This window comes from Bdellovibrio sp. NC01 (assembly GCF_006874625.1).
In the GTDB taxonomy this organism is placed as follows: domain Bacteria; phylum Bdellovibrionota; class Bdellovibrionia; order Bdellovibrionales; family Bdellovibrionaceae; genus Bdellovibrio.
The window spans coordinates 1,183,440-1,201,646 of record NZ_CP030034.1 but is presented as its reverse complement, the minus strand read 5'-3'; the positions used below and the strand labels follow the sequence as shown (position 1 = coordinate 1,201,646).

Here is an 18,207-nt window from a genome sequence, read left to right as displayed (position 1 = left end):
GTGATGACCGGAGAATTTTCCGCACAATGGATCGCTCTTTCTTTGCAAGGACAATGGAGCGAGACTCTTGGTTACAGCGAAGAAGAATTTCGCACTCTTCCCTTCTACAAAATAATTCATCCTGATGATCTAGAACGCACCATTGCTAACAGTGGGATTGCATCCGTTGGCCATGTCAACTGTCTTGAAAACCGTATCCGCACTAAAAACGGTGCCTACAGAAATATCCTTTGGCATTTTTATCAAGACGCATCGACAGGAAAATATTTTGTGACTGCTACCGACGTCACCAAACTTCGTGTTGAACAATTTCTTGCGGAAAAATCTCAAGGGGTTGCAAAAATTGGAAGTTGGGCTTTCGACTGCAATGATGAAAAAATATATTGGACATCCGGCATGTTCACAATTTTCGGCGTCAATCCAAATACCTTTTCCTTAACGTTAGAAAATATTTTTTCTTTTTACAGTCCCAATGATAAGGATCGCATTCGAACTTATTTCCGTTCACTCCCCGATCTTTCTGAAATGGTCGATGAACAAGCACAGATCATTCGTCCTGACGGCACACCTATCGATGTGCGTATTAAGTGCCGCGCTGTCTATCTCAATGGTAAAGCCACTCATCTTTACGGAACTGTACAAGACATCACCGAAGAAAAGCGACAGACATCAGCACTGAATCGCGCTAAAGATGAAGCGGAAGTTTCAAATCGCATCAAGTCCGATTTCTTAGCAAACATCAGTCATGAAATTCGCACTCCGATGAATTCAATCATTGGCATGACCGAACTTCTTTCCGAAACTTCGCTGGATGAAGAACAACGTCAATACGCGTCCGTTCTGGCGCGGGCTTCAGGGAATTTGTTGCAGATATTGAATGACGTTTTAGATCTAGCAAAACTTGAAGCGAACCAACTCAAGTTTGAAAAAATCGGCTTCAACATGTTTGAAATTCTGCAACGAAGTGCTGATCTTTTCAGACATGGTATCGAAGACAAAGGGATCAAATTAATCGTGTCTTTCGATCCCAACATGTCGCCAGTCATGATGGGTGACCCCGCTCGCATTCAACAGGTTTTAAACAATTTGCTCGCGAACGCTTTGAAGTTTACAGATCATGGCACGATCACTTTACGTGCATATAAATTTTCGCAGGATCGTTTCACTGTTGAGGTCACTGATACGGGCATTGGAATTGCGAATGAAAACATCCCTCACCTCTTCCGCCGTTTTTATCAGGCAGATCCTTCTATCTCTCGTCGCTATGGCGGCACAGGTTTGGGTTTAAGTATTTGCAAAGAGCTGATCGAACGCATGGGCGGAGAAATCTCTGTCGAAAGTGTCCCAGGACAAGGCACAACCTTCCGCTTCACTCTGCCAATGACGTAACCCTGAGCGCACAAAGTGACACTCCTAGAATGTCTTCTGCGCAAGGCATGTACGCCTCACAGTGAGAACGTTTCATTCAGAGAATGACAGCCGTTATAAGTTATTGAATTCAAATGTCTTTTCCAAGTGAATCAGAGTGAAATATGGCACCACCGTTGCTTTAGTATCAAGGCAACAGGGGGCTTTATGAAAAACTCAAACTTACTAAAAACTCTTCTCGTACTAAGTATCGCGGCAATGATGACTGCTTGCGGTTCTAACCAAACAACAGGTACAAGCGATCTTTCAAGTCGTTCAACAACGACAGTGACTGATGCTGCTAACAAAGCAACAGCGCTTTGTAACCAAGGTTCAAAAGATGGTATGACGATGAAGTTAAAAGCATTCACAAACTCAAGTGGCTCAGTAGATCTTAGCTACGTTTGGGTTCGTATGACTGCTTTGCCAACGGGTTTTGCAGCGGGCTCCAGCTCTATCTCTTTTTACAAATGGATGGGCAACTCTTCTGGTTCAACTTATCTTGATCCAGCAAAATTGAACTTTGTATTGTGGGATTCTCAAACGGGTTCTTACATCACAACGACGTGGACAACTTCTTTGAAGTGGTCAGATGTATCAACAACAGCTCAAGGCTTGGGTATCTACGATGCACAAACATTCTTTAACCGCGTAAACATTCTTGTGTACTTGAACGATGCTGCTGGCCAATACGATGTCTTGAAAGTTGCAAGCTACGTATCGACTTCAACAGCTGCTCAATCACAAATGGATGTGTTGTTGCCACCTTACTCTGCAAACCCTGCTGCTTACGCAACGGAATCAGACGGCACAACTCGCAACAGCGCACTACAAGCTTTGCACCCATTCAAAACATTGATCAGCTCTGGTTACACAACAACTCAGTTCCAATCAATGGCGCAATCATACTGCTTCTAAGAATTAGATAAAAATTAGAAATAAAAAAAGACGCCTTCCCTGGACGTCTTTTTTATTTTTTGCCGCTTGAAATAATTCATCGTAGTGCGCGGATTTGCGGAAGAAAGCTTAAGCCTTAGCTTCTTCAGCACACCATCCAGGTTCAATCGTCGCCGCAGCTTCGCTGCGGTTCGCGCCGTCGTGGCGCCGACGAAGGCTTCATACGCAAAGACTTAAGCTTTCTTCCGCAAATTTTACTTCGATCAAATAAGCGACAAAAAAGAAAAAGAGACTTAATGGCTGAGATTAAACACTAGCGGTTTCTTCGGGTTTCTTTTCAAAGATGGCTTCGAAGGTGTTCACTAAGATAAACGACAGCAATAAGAATAGCGGGCCCAGATAAAGAGCGTTGCCAATCCCCGCTTCGTCCGTCACCTTACCTACTAATAAGTGCATGACCACCAACATCACCGAATCGGTCGTCATCATGTACGACACCGCTGTATCCAGATCGTGTGGGAATTTTGACGAAATCCATGTGATCGACATCGGATAAAAGGGTGCGACTGTAAAACCCACAGCTGCTAAAAATAACGGATGAACGTGAATGCCTAAGAAAATAAAGATCGCAGATAACACTGTCGACACTGACAATTGATTGCGGATCGATGTCGGGAATTTGACGATCGCAAACATCGAACGCCCGATCAACATGCACACGAAGAAATACGTCACATACAAACTTGACGCTTCCATGTCATAACCTTGAGCACGACGCATGTACAACGCCAGACGCGATGAAATCATGATTTCCGCAGCCACGCAGAAGCTGACCATCAACGCCAAAAACAATTGCGGCTTCAAATTCTTTTTACGATTCAGTTTATGAGTTTCCGCCGTGTGCTCAGAACGCTTGTGAATGCCACGGTGACTGCTGTGAAGTGAATAAAAAATCAAAGATAGCGGCGCGATTGTCGCAACCACAAATGTCCAACGCCAGCTCCCCGTCAAATATTCGATTCCGGCCGCAAGCAGCGGTGACATCAAACTTGCCACACCGTACATTGCATGAAGGCCCGCCACTAACTGCTGCTTCCGTTCAGAGCTAGATCCCAATGGTACCAAGACATTGGGAACAAGGCCCACGATCCCCAAACTTAAACCAAAGATGAAACTGCAAATCAGAAAGAACCAGAAGTATGGCGCACATGCCAAACCAATCATCGCCAAAATTAAAGCAATCGCTCCGCCTTGCAAAACCGCACGGCGATTATAACGACGTAAAAGATAACGGCACAGATAACTCGAGATAAACCCCGAAATAGAGCTTAAGGCATACATCCACGAGCCCATCGAGTCGTTGACGGCGAAATCTTTCATGATCTCTGGAAAAAGCGGCCCGCGCACATTATCGCACAGGCCGAAAACAAAAAGACTCAAATAGGAAATAAAAATGTAGGGCCAAATCATGGCGAAGAGTTACCTGACTAGTGAGAGGATTCTTGGCTAACTTCGTCGGCTTGCAAGTTGTCACCTTGGCGGTAACGATCTACAAGAGCGCTATCCGTTGTTGGGAACGAGAACAACAACGAATGAACATTTGAGTCCTCATCTTCCTGAGTCACAACGATGTAAGTAAGATCTTTTGTCGTTTCGTGATCAGGGAATTCCTTAACAAAGCTGACCAGAACGTTGCCGTCCAAATCATTTTTGCGCCAGATCTCATCAGCTGACTCGATCGTTTCTTCACGAAGGCTCGCGAAATCTTGAAACTTTTCTTGTGGAATGTCTTTGTCGCTACGAACTTTAATCATGGCTTGGTAAAGACCAATCGCCAAAGGGTCGCCTTCAAGCAACGCGTCGCCTTCAACGCCACCCACTGAAGCTTCTTCATAATTTCTGTCGTAAACCATTTCACCACGTTGGTAGTTCTGCCAAACGCGGCTGTCTTTTGTCGCAAAGTGAATGAAAACAAAGCTTGGAACTTCTTCTTCCGAAGACACGTACGCAAGCGCGACATATTTGAAGGCGATATCGCCCTCAGCGATTTCCTTGATGTAGATGAAGACAGGATAATCATCGTAAACTTTGTCATCCATCCAGACTTCGTCAGGATCATCCAAACATGCGTCAAGAAAGTGTTCGCGTGCTATTTGTTCTTCGTCAGTAAAATCATCAACGGAGCGCAAAGAAGCATACTCTTCCGCCAATTTTTGAATCGTCGGCTCGAAATAACCGTACATGTCTGACTCGTTATCAAAAATAAGACCGCCGTGCTCATCGACTAAGATAAGCTCTTTGTCTTTGTCTGTGGCGCTTGTCTTCTTTTTTGCACGAGGTTTAGCCTTCGAAACTGTTTTTGCCATATTTTTGCGCGTTCCTTGATTCCATAAACTTCTCAAAAATTAAGAAGTCTTCCAATGATTATCGAGACAATTCTGACTCACAACAACTAGAAAAAATTCTGACACGACAAGCCCTGTCAAAGCCGATTTTTTAGTCTTGCAAGAGTGCCATTTCCCCCACACCATCTAAGAGAGGATGCGGTTCTAATTGCAGCGCAAGGAGGCGGGCTTGGTAAACGCTAGCGTAGAAGAAACGAGTCTAGAAAGAATGGAAGCACTTTTGTCCCACTCAGCAATGGGCGTTCACGTGCTTTTCGATAACAAATCCATCGCAGAAGTTTTGAAAGACGTCAAAGACGACAAAGACTTCTATAGCTTCGACAAAATGAAGAAGGTGCAAGACGTGATGACTGAGCTTATCGCGAAAAAAACCTACTTCGAAAAAATGGCCTACCTTCAGGCGCTGGATAACGAATCTTACCAAATCCTGGTCAGAGCGTATTTCCATATCGTCGAAAATACCGTTCGCGCAAATCACGAACACAGCCACTAGCGGCTTGTGTTCGTTGTCTAATCCCTTGTCAGTTTCCAAAACATTGCTTTCACGCGATGTCTCTTTCCTGTGAAGTTCAAAAATCTGTCTAATCCATAGAGTCTTAAATTGACCTCTTCCGTGATTTTTAAGGAATTAAAAATCCGCGGTGATATTCTGCATATGGCATTGGAAAGTTTAGTTTCCCACCGCAAAGCCGATAGGAGATGTTGTGAAATATCGATTTCTCTTATCGGCTTTCTTTATTTTCTTAGGCCCGGTTTCTGCCTTCGCAGAATACCGCGTGTTCCTATTGAAGATCTCAAAGAAGTCGGCGACTCCGGGCGCACCACCCGACTCTCGTCTAGTTGAAAGCACTTTGGATCACGTTCAGTATCGCTATTTTTATCCTGTGGCACTTGATGAAGATGTCACCTATATCGCGACTTGGCGCTGCCGTGGCCGCACGGATAACTTCAAACCTCTGTGCCCCAACCCCAAAGGCCAGAATCCCGCAGAGGCAAGCCCACAGTCTTAATGTCGGTGTTTCTTTTTGATACACTGACTCTATGTCATCTATCGACTCTTCGACCCGAAAAGCACAACAGTCCGAGCTTAGCGAGATGCAAGCTGATTACAACCGTAAGAAAAAAGAACTTACGAAAAGTAATGAAGACCAGCTTGAAGATCTGAAGGACTACTACGCCGATAAAAAAAATAATCTTCGTGAAGAAAACGAAGCGGCGATCAGTCACATTCGCAAACGTCAATCTGAGCAAGTCGATAACGCCGTCGTTGAACGTCAACGTCTCAACGATACGTACAATGCACGTACAGCGACGATGCAAAAATCTTTCGACAAACAATTCAACGACACTCGCGAAAAACGCCAACAACAATTGGCTGACACTCAAGAATCTTCTCGTCAAAAAATCGAACAGGCTCGTGACCACGCACAGGAAGAAGTTCAAGAAATCCGCGATAAGAGCGCAAAAGACGTAACTGGCGCGAAACAACGCTACAACAAAGAGATGGCTGACGTCAATCAGTTCAGCGACAAACGTTTGTCTCACCAACGTGAACAAAACGAAGCAGCCCTAGCCACTGAAGTTGAACGCGGCACACTGGCGCAAGAAAAAGTGCGCGCGCGCAACGAAAAAGAACTGACAGAGACAAAACAAAAAGGCGATCAACACGTCAAAACGGAACAAGAGCTTCAAGAGAAAAAAGTGGCTCGCGTAAATAAAGACGGTGCCGATCGTTACGATAAAGCGCAGAAACAGTGGGCTTCGAAAGAAGAAAATCTGAATAAGAGTTATACCACTCGCCTAACAGACAACAAACAAGCTTACGAAAAACAATTGGATACTCAGACCGATCACTTCCAATCGACGTATCAGCACAACGAAGAAGCGAATCGCGAATCGTTGAATGTGCAAAATGAACGCTACACTCGTGAAGTTGCTGAAACAAAACGCAACTTCATGAAAGCGACAGAGAAATATGCAAATAAAGAAGCTGATCCGTTTTACAAAGTTCAAAATCGCGGAACGACGCTGGAAGATAACGGCGACGTTTACGTACTAAGAACTTTTGTACCAGAGCACGAAAAAGATTCTGTCAAAGTGAGCATCCAAAAGGATAAGGCCACTGTATCGGGAACGCGCTCTTTTAAAGACAAATTAGAAGATGGTAACAAGACTGTTTCAACAAGCAGTTACCAAACTTTCCGCGAAGATCTGCCATTTGATAAACCTATCATTTCAGAGGGTATGACTCGTCAACGTGAAGGCGATTGGATCGTTTACAAGATTCCAATTGGCGGCCCGGGCGGCACTCCTCGTCTATCACGCAAAGCTTAAAGAACTAAAAATTTAGAAAATAAAAAAGCAGCTTATTAAAAGCTGCTTTTTTATTTTCTCATTCAGTTTTCAATTCTAAGTGCCCGCGATCTTTTGCTGAGTATTAAAGTATTCACACGGCGACAGCAGCTCTTCTAAAAATAATGCTGCAAATTGATGACGCCCATCAACTGAAGCTTTTTTGTAAAGAACTAGCGCTTGTTGACGAACTGTGGTTTCAGAAGTTCCGCGAATGTTTGATATCTCGCGAAGACTCAATCCTTTTAAAAGAAGAAGTCCGATTTCACCCTCTGTTTTCGTCAGGCCCCACTCAATGAACTGATCTTGAATGTATGGCTGTAGCCCACGACTCAAAATGCAGGTGCTCGCACATCCTCGTTTCATTTACTCCCCGTTCCAGAACATCCAACATGTTTTAGTCAATGAAATGCGAAAATTACTTGTGTGTCATCTAACATTTGTCTTGGGTCTAGCAAAATAAAATTCGAATTATGCTTTCAATTGATAACGAACTTCACGCATCACAAATGCGAGACGTCCTTGAAGATCTTGAAGAAGAGAAAGATTTGTATGAAGTTGCGCAAGAGCATCCGCTTCAACAACTGGAACATCTGCCATCTCATGATAGCTCTTGTGAGTCATTGGCTCCAATGTTTCAGATGAAAGAGCACCCAAATAAGCGTCAACTGAAGTTGCAGTTTCTTCTGTCGTCGCTGTCTTGTTCATATTGATCACTCTCATCTGTATCTCCTTCGCCGCTGGTGGCGCAGACTTAAAAGTCTATTGAGAAATCTTTTGTTCCCACAACTTAAATAAACTTACATAGAGTTTTTACATGCTGCCCTACTCCGACGAAGTCGGAGTGCAAGCAAGCAGCTAGTACTCGCACTTCAGATCGCTTACATCCGTCGAAGCCAACGCCACGCGATCCGCGCCAGAAGGCAAATACGTAGCCATGACCGATCCGCCAGAGTCTCTATGTTTGAGACCCAAAACATGTCCAAGCTCGTGCAAGATCAAAGCTTCGATATTCACTTTTAAAGAGGAACGATTGCTGTTCCAGTAGAAATCAAAATCCTTAGCATTCACACGAATGTCGCCTTCAGAGATTTGATCGCCGACCCAGTAAAGGTTCGTGCGCGCTTGCTCTGTAGAACGATTGGCTTCCCACGTACTCATGAAATAGATGATGTTACGACCATCTTTATGTGGAGCTAAATCTCCACCCACCTTCGTGGTTACGATATTAAAGAGTTTGCGACCGGCATTGCGCTCCCACGTTTCCGCAGCAGACACGATTGCGGGGATGTATTCGTTTGGAACAGATTCATGAATGTACATTGTAACCGGAGATTGGTCTTTCCAAGACACACGCTCTCCATAGGAGTTCTGTACGAAGCCGCAGTCTTCTTGCGCTTTAGGCGCACAGGCTTGAACAAATAAAGCTGTTGTTAGGAGCAAAGCTGCTCCAAGCCACTTCCACATGAGAGTGTCCTCCTATGGGAATGACATTACAAAAGAAGGACCACCTGATGGCATCCACGGTCGTCTCATAAGCTGCCGGAATTATTTAAAAATTCTGGAAGCCCTGCAGATGCCTTTAAAATGCGCTTTTGCCCTGAAAAGCTGTTCAGTTCGCAGACAGGCCCCAAGTTTCCCTCTAACTGCCTGTTTTCACTTACCTTTGTGCTGTCTAAGATTCGAACACCCCTTCGCCGCAAAGTGTGGTGCAAAAGGGCTCTGTTTTAGTTGGTCCGGCGATTGCTTTGTATAGGTAGCATGTCTCACTTTGAGACCACCGGGCCCAAACTACATTCGTAGTGCTCAGGAGGCCCAACTACCCCGCCCCACATCCCGTCTTAGCAGGTGGAGAGCAGAAAAAGCTCTAACCACCTCGCCTGCGCATGTGATAATGGATTCTTACAACACAGAGGTACAAAATGATGAAATTGACTGTCATTCCTGGAGATGGAATCGGTCCTGAGATTATGTCTCAAGTAGTCCGCATTCTTAAACACGTCCATGCTCCATTTGATTACGAAGAATTCCAAGCTGGTGAAGTTGCACTAGCAAAAGTGGGCTCTCTTCTTCCTGATAACACGGTTGAATCTATTCAACGCACACGTCTTGCGATCAAAGGTCCCACGACGACTCCAATCGGTGGTGGTCACAAATCCATCAACGTTACTATGAGACAAAAATTCGATCTTTACGCCAACGTGCGCCCAGTGCGTTCACTTCCTGGTGTCGAGTGTGTATGCAAAGACGTTAACTTGACGATCGTGCGCGAAAATACAGAAGACTTGTACGCAGGTATCGAACGCATGGTTGATGATAACACTGCCGAGAGTATCAAACGCATTACTCGCAAAGGTTCAGAGCGCATCGCTCGTTATGCTTTCGACCTCGCTCAAAAAACAGGTCGTAAGCAAGTGGCCATCGTTCACAAAGCAAACATCATGAAAATGTCTGATGGTTTGTTCTTAAAAGTTTCTCAAGAAGTTGGCGCAAAATATCCAGGCATCATCACTCGTGATGTGATCGTGGACAACGCGTGCATGCAGCTTGTAACTAAACCTCAACAATTCGACGTTATCGTGACTGAAAATTTGTACGGCGATATTTTAAGTGACCTTTGCGCAGGTCTTGTTGGCGGCTTGGGCGTGGTACCAGGTGCAAACATCGGCGAAAACGCTGCGATCTTTGAAGCAGTTCACGGTTCAGCACCAGATATCGCAGGTCAAAATAAAGCAAATCCAACAGCGTTGTTACAATCAGCTGTGATGTTGCTTCAACACGTGGGCGAAAATCAAAAAGCTGATCAAATCATGACGGCTTTGATCAAGGCCTTGTCAGACATCAACTGCCGCACAGGAGACCTTGGCGGTAAAGGAACGACTCAATCCTTCGCGGATGCGATCATCCAACATCTAGGTTAATTCCTTACGAAAAGGGTCCGGGTAACTGGACCCTTTTTTCTTTCTGTTTCTTGCTTCATCTTTTAATTAAACCTAACATTGTCTATATGAAAATCTCAGCTTTGTTAGTGCTTTCAATTTTTCTAGCTTCCTGTGCAACCAATCAAAAAAGTCGTCTTGCCGCAACCGCAATTGGTGTCGGTGTTGGTGGCGTTATCGGTGCAGCCACGGCTCCATCCGATGAGCGTCCTGAACTGCATGCAATGTATTGGGGCGGTATCATCGGTGTGGTCACCGCCGTCGCTGCGAATTATTATTGGAATGATGAAAAAGACATTGATGTGATGAAGCTTGAAAATGAAAAGATGAAAGCACAGTTGGATTATTTTCAGAATGGGCCTGCTCCGATATTATTAAAATCTAAAACCGGCCCCGCAGACCGTCGTTATTTTCAATCCGGAAAAGCGAATATCAAAATGTACCAGATTGACAGATGGGTCGAAGATGGACCAACAAGACGATATCACCAAGATATGTTGATCGAAACCCTACCAATTGAAAAAGGGCGTTAACATGAAAATTAAGGTGCTAACGACTGCATTGATCTTTGCAATTGCCTGGGCAATCGGTGCTACCTTCATGTACTTGCAGTTGAAAAACAATCCTCGTGTGGTCGCTGTCACCACCGCCGCACCGTCAGCCTTGAATCAAGAAAATCTACAGTTAAGCGAGCTGGAAAAAATCACTTTCCTTCGTCAATATCTTGAGCGCTTTTTTAACTTTGATTCAAATAACTTCTGGCAAACACAAACTTCATTAAGCTTCTTGATGGCGCCGGATCTGCGCAATCAACGCATTGAAGAAGTTCGGCGCCTGCGTGAAAAGATTCAACAAAAGAATATCGTGCAAAAAGGAGAGCTCTTAACTTTAAGCTCTAACGGCAAAGACAAATTCACGGCACAAATTCATACTGAAACGATGGAAGAGAATGGCGTCAAGAATCAGTTGAATTCATTTCTATCTCTTGAACTAGCGTCTACTGAAAGGACTCTTGAAAATCCTTGGGGACTCCTTGTTAAACAAATGAAATTTGAAAAAACATCGAGTGACCCACAGTCTTTTTCGAGTTCATTATCTATTAAAGAAAAAATACCTCTGACAATTACCTTACCCTGCGCGATCGAAAACATCGAAAATCCTAATGAAAGAGCTTTAAAAACTAAGATCACAACAATGAACATTTCTGAGATTCAGTTAACAACTCCAACACCACTACTTGCACCAGTAACAATGAAAGCACTTTGTAAAGAGACAGAATTTGTATTTGAAGTAAAGCAAGGGAAGCAAGACAGCGATCTCTTTGTCGCTTTCCCGGCTTCTGTCGCTGTTGTTCGTAAGAAAGAAATTCCCACTGCGCCAAAACGCAAAAAAGATATTTACGACAAGACGATCGAAAGTGTCCTAGGGATTAAACTTGACGACTAATTATCAACTCTTCGACCGTGTTTAAACTACTGAATTATCTCTACGAAGGGAATAACGGTATTTTGGATTTATTTAAGAGCTGCGTTTTACGGATTGCGCGTTCTTAGGAAAAATCAAAAGAACTTGCGTTCCTACTGCCACTCTCGAGCGCAATTGCAAATCGCCACCGATAGCTTGCAGCGCTTTTCTAGCATCAAACAAACCTAAGCCATTGCCATTTTCTTTTCCAAAGCTCATACCTTCCGACATTAATTTTGGTAAAACGTCTTCCGGAATTCCGCAGCCGTTATCCATAATTTGCAGCAACCAACAGTCATCACGTTCTAACAATGATAAACTGATTTGCGCCTCTTTTTCTGGGGCTGCTTCGATCGAATTATTCAAAATATTCGCTAAGATTCTTTGCACTTTCACTTCTGGCAAAGACACCATGACTTGGGACGCCTTCACATGTTGGTGCCACACGAATTCGATATTCGCGTGAGAAAAACGATATTCTTTAAGAATTTTTTCACTGATTGAAATAAGGTCAGATTGAGCCGCCAAAGAAGCAGTCACCGCGAATTCAGTACTCGCCTCTGCTACATCTGAATTACGATCCTTCAAACGCTCTTTACCCTTAGAAAGAAGATCTTCAGCAATCCCGTTGATACGCGATACCGCCAGACCTAAAAGTTCTTTCTTATCTTCGCTCATCTCGTGGGACAATTTGCTTAAAGTCGTTAACGCCATCAATGGTCCACGAATGTCGTGCGCGACCTGACGAGACATTGTCGAAATTTCTTTATTCAGAGATAACTCTGCTTGCAGTTCTTGCGCTTTTAATTTGTTTAAAAGCTCGCGACGTGAACCGAAGAAGAGGAACAATAATCCTAAGAATAAACCCAACATAAAAATCGGCGACGTGAAAGACTTCCACGCCAAATCCGCCGAGCTGTAACAAACATTCACGCGACCCGCAGGTAGCGAAAATAACGTAATTGGTACTTCGTTATTAAAGACACAAAGATTTTTTGTCGCTTCCGTCGGGTTCACTTGCACAGTGGCAACTGCACTGTCGACATCACGAAGTTGACCTAAGATTTTTTGCAGTAAGGAATTGTCTTTTTTAACAAGCAAAGATTGCGCAATGTCCTCTTCCCAGATCGAAAAGTACTGAGTCACGGAATTGCGTGCGCGGTAAACCTCATAACTAAAACTCAAACCCGCAATAGCCACCAAGACAGCCGTAAAGACTGCCAACCAAGGCCAACTGCTGCGTTTTAATAGGTTTACGAAAAGTGGTTTCATCTACCACTTTACAGAGCAAGTTCCACTCCAGGGCTGGGCAAGAACCTAGTTGTTTAGAGCGTAAAGCGTTTAGACAAATGCCATGAAGGGCTCGACGTCTCAGAATGAGACGTCGGTAAAAAACAGAACTAGTGCATTGATTCTTTGTGAAGGTGCTTCTTGATTGCTTCGACTTCAGGAATCGTCACGTTGTACGGCTTACCACAAACTTGGCAAGTCACGTGCACTTCTTCTTTTTTATCGATCATATCTTGCAGTTCCGCTTCACCCAAAGTTTCGAGCGCGCGCACAACACGATCTTTCGTGCATGGGCAGAAGTATTCAAGCGATTGATCATGCTCAAGCTCTTCGAACTCAATACCTTCCATGAAGGGTTTCACAAGATCTACAGGTTGCGCGCCATCCATCAACATTTTTGAAATATTCGGACGATTCTTTTCATAGTTTTGCTGAATGCGATCTACAACCGCTTCATCAACACCAGGCATAACTTCGATGATCACGCCACCCGCTTTCGCCACTTTACCATTGGTATCAAGATAAACACCCAATGAAACCACCGAGCGAATTTGGTGCGATTGGTTCAAGTAGTGAGCGATATCGTCACCCACTTCACCACTCACCATTTCAACCGTTCCGTGGAAAGGTTGTTTTTGGAAAGGTTGATGACGAGCTACTGTCAAAAGACCGATACCCATCGCATCTTTCAAGCTCAAGCCTTTGTCATAGTTCGCAGGTTGATAAGTAGGATTTGGCGTGTAACCACGCACTTGACCATTGTAACCTGCTTCCGCATATACGCTTTGCAAAGGACCACTGCCTTTAAACAAAAGGCCCACTTGCTGACCGTCTTTAAGATTTGACGCCATCAACAACGCGCCCACCATACTGCGGCCGACGGCAACTGTTGGAATAGGAGCTGTCTTCTGAAGATCCTGCATGTGAGCAACTACAGACGTTGCATCAACCGCTGCAATTCGCAGCGTAAGATCTTTTGAAACGAAGCGATGAACTCTTTCTTTCGTTTGTTCTTTAGCCATGACAAACTCCCCATTCTCGTGGAAAATAAAAGCCGAAAGTAACAAAGCCACTTCAACTTGTCACGAGTGAAACATGAAGATCTACATCTTTCGTCATGCTCAAAAAGCCGTCGATTTCTCTGGGGATCCAGATCTGACCCCAGAAGGCCATAACCAGGCGCAAAAGCTGCTGGACAAAGTTCTAAAAAATGAACTTCCCACACCTACGCAGCTCTGGGTTTCTCCTCGTAAACGCACGCACAGCACCTTCCGTCCTCTGGCGCAGGAATTAAAAATTCCACTCCAAGAACAAGAGGCGTTGCTAGAACAAACTCACGACGAAACGCTTGTTGATTTCCGTCGCCGCGTAAAAAACTGTTTGGAGGCCGCAGCTTCCTCACAAAATGGCGTGATCTTTATGTGTTCACATTACGATTGGGTTGTTGAAGCCCTGGCCGTTATTCCAAGTGATACCGATTATTCTGCTTACGAATATTCGCAGTGGTCTCCATGTCAGCATATGGGTTTTGAAGTCACTGCTGACGGAATTTTTAATTTCATCGAGCTAAAAAGGATTCCAACATGATTCAAAATATCTGGGCTGTCGGTCGTAATTACGCTGATCACGCCAAAGAACTTGGCAATGAAGTTCCAACCTCTCCATTGGTATTTTTAAAAGCAGGAAGTTGTGCAACCCTTGCTGCAAAAGAAATTCATTTGCCGGAATGGGGCAAAGACATTCATCACGAGATGGAACTTGCTCTGCAATTTGATGAAAATCTGCAAATTGATGAAGCCTGTATCGCCCTAGATTTGACGGAAAGAACGAAGCAAGCCGAACTAAAAGCTAAGGGTTCACCTTGGACTTTAGCCAAAAGTTTCAAAGAAGCCTGCCCGCTTTCCTCATTTTTTCCTGTAGCGGATCTTGAGGATTTAAAGAACTTAGAGCTCATTTTTAAGGTCAACGGCCAAGTGAAGCAGCAAGGCAACACCAACCAGATGATTTTTACTCTGGAAAAGCTTATAGACTTCGTGCGTCAGCACTTCCCCGTGATGCCAGGAGACCTGCTTCTGACGGGCACTCCAGCCGGCGTGGGCCCCCTCAAAAGCGGCGATACGGTCGAGGCAGAAATTGTGGGCAAAATCACTCACAAATGGAGCGTAAAATAACCGCCAAAACGCTTGAAATTCTGTTCCACTAGAGTGAATATTCACCCCGAAATCACATTTCAAAATGAATTCGGGCTGAAGGGCCTAGAGGGACAGCATGAGCGATATTCAAACGCAAATCGTTGCACGTGGTGAAGAGATTCTAAAACGCATGGAAAGCCAATCGAAGGCTTCCATCTTCTCAAAAGATTTCTGGTACGGCTCCATCATGGAATGGAGCATGAAAAACGAAAAATTCAAAACAAACATGTTCCGCTTCGTTGACGTGCTTCCGTCAATCAACTCTGGTGATGAAGTGGCTCGTCACTTGAAAGAATATTTCTCTGAAGATGGCGGCAAACTTCCTCCTGTATTCAACGTCGGTCTTGGTTTGGGTTCTTTGGCTCCAGGCTTGATGGCTGGTGCGATTAAGAAAAACGTCATCGGTATGGCGCAAATGTTCATCACTGGTGAAACTCCAGACGACGCCCTTCCGGTTTTGAAAAAAGCGCGCAAAAACAAAATGACTTTCACAGTCGATATTTTGGGTGAAGCGACTTTGTCTGAAAAAGAAGGACAAGAGTACGGCAACAAATGTATCGAACTTATCAACTGGCTCGCAAAAGATGCAGAGAAATGGGATGAAGTTCCACAGATCGATCGCGATCACGAAGGTGCTCTTCCAAAAGTAAATATCTCTGTAAAAATGACGGCTCTTTATTCACAAATCAAAGATGCTGCATGGGAAGATACTAAAAAAGTTTTGAAAGACCGTATGCGCCCGATCTTCCGTTTGGGTATGCAAAAAGGCGTGTTCGTAAACTTGGATATGGAGCAATACTCAGTCAAACATTTGACTGTTGAAGCTTACACAGAATTGATCAACGAACCAGAATTCAAAAACTACAAATTCTTCGGTATCGTTATCCAAGCTTATCTTCGTGACTCTTTGGATGACATCAAGTCTTTGACGAAGTTCGCGCAAGAGCGTGGCACTCCATTCTGGGTACGTCTGGTTAAAGGCGCTTACTGGGATTACGAAACTATCGAAGCTGAACAACGTGGCTGGCCAGTTCCAGTTTACACAAACAAAGCAGAGTCTGACGCGAACTACGAAGTGTGCGCGAAGTACTTGCTTGAAAACATCAAATACATCCGCCCTGCTTTTGCGTCTCACAACGTAAGAACAATTGCGGCGTGTATGTTGTATGCAGAAAAATTGAACATCCCGAAAGAGGCTTTGGAATTCCAAATGCTTTACGGAATGGCTGAACCAATTAAGAAAACAATCGTGGATATGGGCTACCGTATGCGCGAATACGCTCCAGTGGGTGAATTGATCCCGGGTATGGCGTACCTTGTGCGTCGTTTGCTTGAAAACTCTTCGAATGAATCTTGGTTGCGCGGTAAATTCGCTGACAACAAAACAACGGCCGAGTTGTTGAAAGATCCTGCACAAGGATTGACTCCAACATCACCGATCATCGCGAAAAAACCAGGTCGCTTCTACAATGAACCGCTTTTGGATTTCGCGATCAAAGCGGACCGCGAAAAAATGCAAAAAGCGATCGCTGAATTCAAAGCAACATTGCCAGTCACAGTACCAGTGATGATCAACGGCAAAGAGCAAACTTCTGGAAAAGTTTTTGAGCGTGTGAATCCATCACAAGCTGATCAAGTTGTTGGTAAAATCCAAATGGCGACGATCGAACAAGCTGAACAAGCTATGCAAGCGGCACAAACTGCTTTCAAAACTTGGAAAACAGTTCCAGCCGCAAAACGCGCAGAACTTGTTGATAAATTAGCTGACATCATGGCTCGCGATAAATTCAAACTTATCGCAACTCAAGTTATTGAAGTTGGTAAACCGTGGGCTGAAGCTGATGGTGACATCGGTGAAGCGATCGACTTCTGTCGTTACTACGCTCGCCACATGCGCGAATTAGCAAACCCACTTCGCCAAGGCGCTTTACCTGGTGAGTTGTCTCAATACATCTACAAATCACGTGGTGTGACGGCGGTTATTGCTCCATGGAACTTCCCATTGGCGATCCTGGCCGGCATGGTGACAGCTGCGGCTGTGACTGGAAACACTGTGGTGATGAAACCTGCAGAACAATCTTCGGTTGTTGGCTGGGGCTTGATGAAAATGATCAAAGAAGCTGGCTTCCCAGATGGCGTGATCAATTTCTTACCAGGTTTCGGTGAAGAAGTTGGTGAATACATCGTGAACCACAAATTCACGACGACAATCGCATTCACTGGTTCAAAAGCTGTGGGCCTTCACATCTTGAACAAAGCATCTTTGGTTCAACCAGGTCAGACACATGTTAAGCGTTGTATCATCGAGATGGGCGGTAAAAACGCTGTGATCATCGATAACGATGCGGACTTGGACGAAGCAGTTGATGGCGTTCTTTACTCGGCATTCGGTTTCAGCGGTCAAAAATGTTCTGCTGCTAGCCGCGTGATCGTGCTTGATGAAGTTTACGATCGTTTCGTTGATCGTATGGTTGAATCTGCAAAATCTATCGAGATCTTGTCTGCTGAAAATCCAAAAGCTTACATGGGTCCGGTTGTAGATAAAGAATCTTACGAGCGCATCTTGGGCACAATTGCAGAGGCCGAGAAAAATCATAAGTTGTTGTTCAAAGCAAATGCACCAACAACAGGTTACTTCGCTCCAGCAGCAATCTTCGGTGATGTTCCGGGCGATTCTAAATTGGCTCAACAAGAAATCTTCGGACCAGTTGTTGCTGTGATCCGCGCTAAAGATTTGGATCAAGCTTTGGAAATCGCAAATAGCACAGAGTACGCTTTGACTGGCGGCTTGTTCTCTCGTTCACCTGCGAATATCGCACGTGTGAAAGAAGAGTTCGAAGTTGGTAACTTGTACGTCAACCGCGGCATCACAGGTGCGATGGTTGATCGTCACCCATTCGGTGGTTTCAAAATGTCAGGCGTTGGTTCAAAAACTGGCGGTGTGGATTACTTGAAACAATACATGGAACCAATCTGCGTGACAGAGAACACTCTTCGTCGCGGTTTTGCTCCTCTTGAAGAGTAGTTTTTAAGTTAGCTCGCGGTAGAGCGAGGATTGTGGCTCAAGGGAGGAGAAAGCCTCTTCTACGAGACACGCCATCCAGGCTCTACCGTCGCCGCCTTCGGCGGTTCGCGCCATCCAGGCGCCGACGGAGGTCTCTCCGCAGAGGCTTTCTCCTCCCTTGAGCCCCAATTCTTGCCTTCGTGATTTTCTTTAAAATTTATTCTTCAAGATCTGCAACTGCGTGATGAGTTTTCTTC

General features: G+C 44.7%; 18 protein-coding genes. 11 read left to right on the top strand and 7 right to left on the bottom strand.

Annotation, left to right across the window (positions count from 1 at the left end; genetic code table 11):
* Positions 1-3: 3 nt before the first annotated feature.
* Together DOE51_RS05790 and DOE51_RS05785 are read left to right on the top strand one after the other, a co-directional pair.
* Entirely contained in the window at positions 4-1,389 is a 1,386-nt protein-coding gene (locus DOE51_RS05790; RefSeq protein WP_168196394.1) for an ATP-binding protein, read from the top strand.
* A gap of 186 nt (positions 1,390-1,575) precedes the next feature.
* On the top strand, positions 1,576-2,325 hold the full coding sequence (locus DOE51_RS05785; RefSeq protein WP_142695615.1) for a hypothetical protein: 750 nt from the start codon (positions 1,576-1,578) through the stop codon (positions 2,323-2,325).
* 285 nt (positions 2,326-2,610) lie between these two features.
* On the opposite strand, the gene DOE51_RS05780 is transcribed toward DOE51_RS05785, so the two are convergent.
* Both DOE51_RS05780 and DOE51_RS05775 read right to left on the bottom strand, forming a co-directional pair.
* Positions 2,611-3,774 (bottom strand): sugar MFS transporter, encoded by a 1,164-nt coding sequence (locus DOE51_RS05780; RefSeq protein ID WP_142695614.1) that lies wholly within the window; start codon positions 3,772-3,774, stop codon positions 2,611-2,613.
* Between the two features lie 17 nt (positions 3,775-3,791).
* Positions 3,792-4,670 carry a PBECR2 nuclease fold domain-containing protein gene (locus DOE51_RS05775; RefSeq protein ID WP_142695613.1) on the bottom strand — a complete coding sequence of 293 codons (879 nt, stop codon included), beginning with the start codon at positions 4,668-4,670 and terminating at the stop codon, positions 3,792-3,794.
* 247 nt (positions 4,671-4,917) lie between these two features.
* Between DOE51_RS05775 and DOE51_RS05770 the strand changes: the two genes are divergently transcribed.
* From DOE51_RS05770 to DOE51_RS05760, 3 genes are all read left to right on the top strand, one after another.
* Positions 4,918-5,202 (top strand): hypothetical protein, encoded by a 285-nt coding sequence (locus DOE51_RS05770; RefSeq protein WP_142695612.1) that lies wholly within the window; start codon positions 4,918-4,920, stop codon positions 5,200-5,202.
* 211 nt (positions 5,203-5,413) lie between these two features.
* The gene (locus tag DOE51_RS05765) at positions 5,414-5,719 is read left to right on the top strand and encodes a hypothetical protein (protein ID WP_142695611.1); all 306 of its coding nucleotides are present in this window, start codon (positions 5,414-5,416) and stop codon (positions 5,717-5,719) included.
* 31 nt (positions 5,720-5,750) lie between these two features.
* On the top strand, positions 5,751-7,043 hold the full coding sequence (locus DOE51_RS05760; RefSeq protein ID WP_142695610.1) for a hypothetical protein: 1,293 nt from the start codon (positions 5,751-5,753) through the stop codon (positions 7,041-7,043).
* A gap of 75 nt (positions 7,044-7,118) precedes the next feature.
* On the opposite strand, the gene DOE51_RS05755 is transcribed toward DOE51_RS05760, so the two are convergent.
* The 3 genes from DOE51_RS05755 to DOE51_RS05745 form a co-directional block, all read right to left on the bottom strand.
* Positions 7,119-7,397: a helix-turn-helix transcriptional regulator gene (locus DOE51_RS05755; RefSeq protein WP_246845406.1), complete on the bottom strand. Its 279-nt coding sequence runs from the start codon at positions 7,395-7,397 to the stop codon at positions 7,119-7,121.
* Positions 7,398-7,532: 135 nt separating this feature from the next.
* Entirely contained in the window at positions 7,533-7,784 is a 252-nt protein-coding gene (locus DOE51_RS05750; protein WP_246845404.1) for a hypothetical protein, read from the bottom strand.
* Positions 7,785-7,919: 135 nt separating this feature from the next.
* Positions 7,920-8,528 (bottom strand): matrixin family metalloprotease, encoded by a 609-nt coding sequence (locus tag DOE51_RS05745; RefSeq protein ID WP_142695609.1) that lies wholly within the window; start codon positions 8,526-8,528, stop codon positions 7,920-7,922.
* Between the two features lie 455 nt (positions 8,529-8,983).
* Here DOE51_RS05745 and DOE51_RS05740 point away from each other — a divergent pair, with 455 nt between their 5' ends.
* From DOE51_RS05740 to DOE51_RS05730, 3 genes are all read left to right on the top strand, one after another.
* Entirely contained in the window at positions 8,984-9,982 is a 999-nt protein-coding gene (locus tag DOE51_RS05740; protein WP_142695608.1) for an isocitrate/isopropylmalate dehydrogenase family protein, read from the top strand.
* A gap of 86 nt (positions 9,983-10,068) precedes the next feature.
* The gene (locus tag DOE51_RS05735; RefSeq protein WP_142695607.1) at positions 10,069-10,533 is read left to right on the top strand and encodes a hypothetical protein; all 465 of its coding nucleotides are present in this window, start codon (positions 10,069-10,071) and stop codon (positions 10,531-10,533) included.
* A 1-nt stretch (position 10,534) separates the two neighbouring features.
* The gene (locus DOE51_RS05730) at positions 10,535-11,446 is read left to right on the top strand and encodes a hypothetical protein (protein ID WP_142695606.1); all 912 of its coding nucleotides are present in this window, start codon (positions 10,535-10,537) and stop codon (positions 11,444-11,446) included.
* A 72-nt stretch (positions 11,447-11,518) separates the two neighbouring features.
* Here DOE51_RS05730 and DOE51_RS05725 read toward each other — a convergent pair whose 3' ends face one another.
* Together DOE51_RS05725 and DOE51_RS05720 are read right to left on the bottom strand one after the other, a co-directional pair.
* A complete protein-coding gene (locus tag DOE51_RS05725; protein WP_142695605.1) occupies positions 11,519-12,736 on the bottom strand; it encodes a HAMP domain-containing sensor histidine kinase in 1,218 nt (405 codons plus the stop codon).
* A 128-nt stretch (positions 12,737-12,864) separates the two neighbouring features.
* Positions 12,865-13,776: an Hsp33 family molecular chaperone HslO gene (locus tag DOE51_RS05720; RefSeq protein WP_142695604.1), complete on the bottom strand. Its 912-nt coding sequence runs from the start codon at positions 13,774-13,776 to the stop codon at positions 12,865-12,867.
* A gap of 73 nt (positions 13,777-13,849) precedes the next feature.
* Between DOE51_RS05720 and DOE51_RS05715 the strand changes: the two genes are divergently transcribed.
* The 3 genes from DOE51_RS05715 to DOE51_RS05705 all read left to right on the top strand — a co-directional run bounded on the left by DOE51_RS05715 (position 13,850) and on the right by DOE51_RS05705 (position 17,971).
* The gene (locus tag DOE51_RS05715; protein WP_142695603.1) at positions 13,850-14,341 is read left to right on the top strand and encodes a phosphoglycerate mutase family protein; all 492 of its coding nucleotides are present in this window, start codon (positions 13,850-13,852) and stop codon (positions 14,339-14,341) included.
* Positions 14,338-14,925, top strand: coding sequence for a fumarylacetoacetate hydrolase family protein (locus DOE51_RS05710; RefSeq protein ID WP_142695602.1), 588 nt, complete (start codon positions 14,338-14,340; stop codon positions 14,923-14,925). Before DOE51_RS05715 ends, DOE51_RS05710 begins: the two co-directional genes overlap by 4 nt.
* A gap of 97 nt (positions 14,926-15,022) precedes the next feature.
* Positions 15,023-17,971, top strand: coding sequence for a proline dehydrogenase family protein (locus DOE51_RS05705; RefSeq protein WP_142695601.1), 2,949 nt, complete (start codon positions 15,023-15,025; stop codon positions 17,969-17,971).
* Positions 17,972-18,207 lie beyond the last annotated feature (236 nt).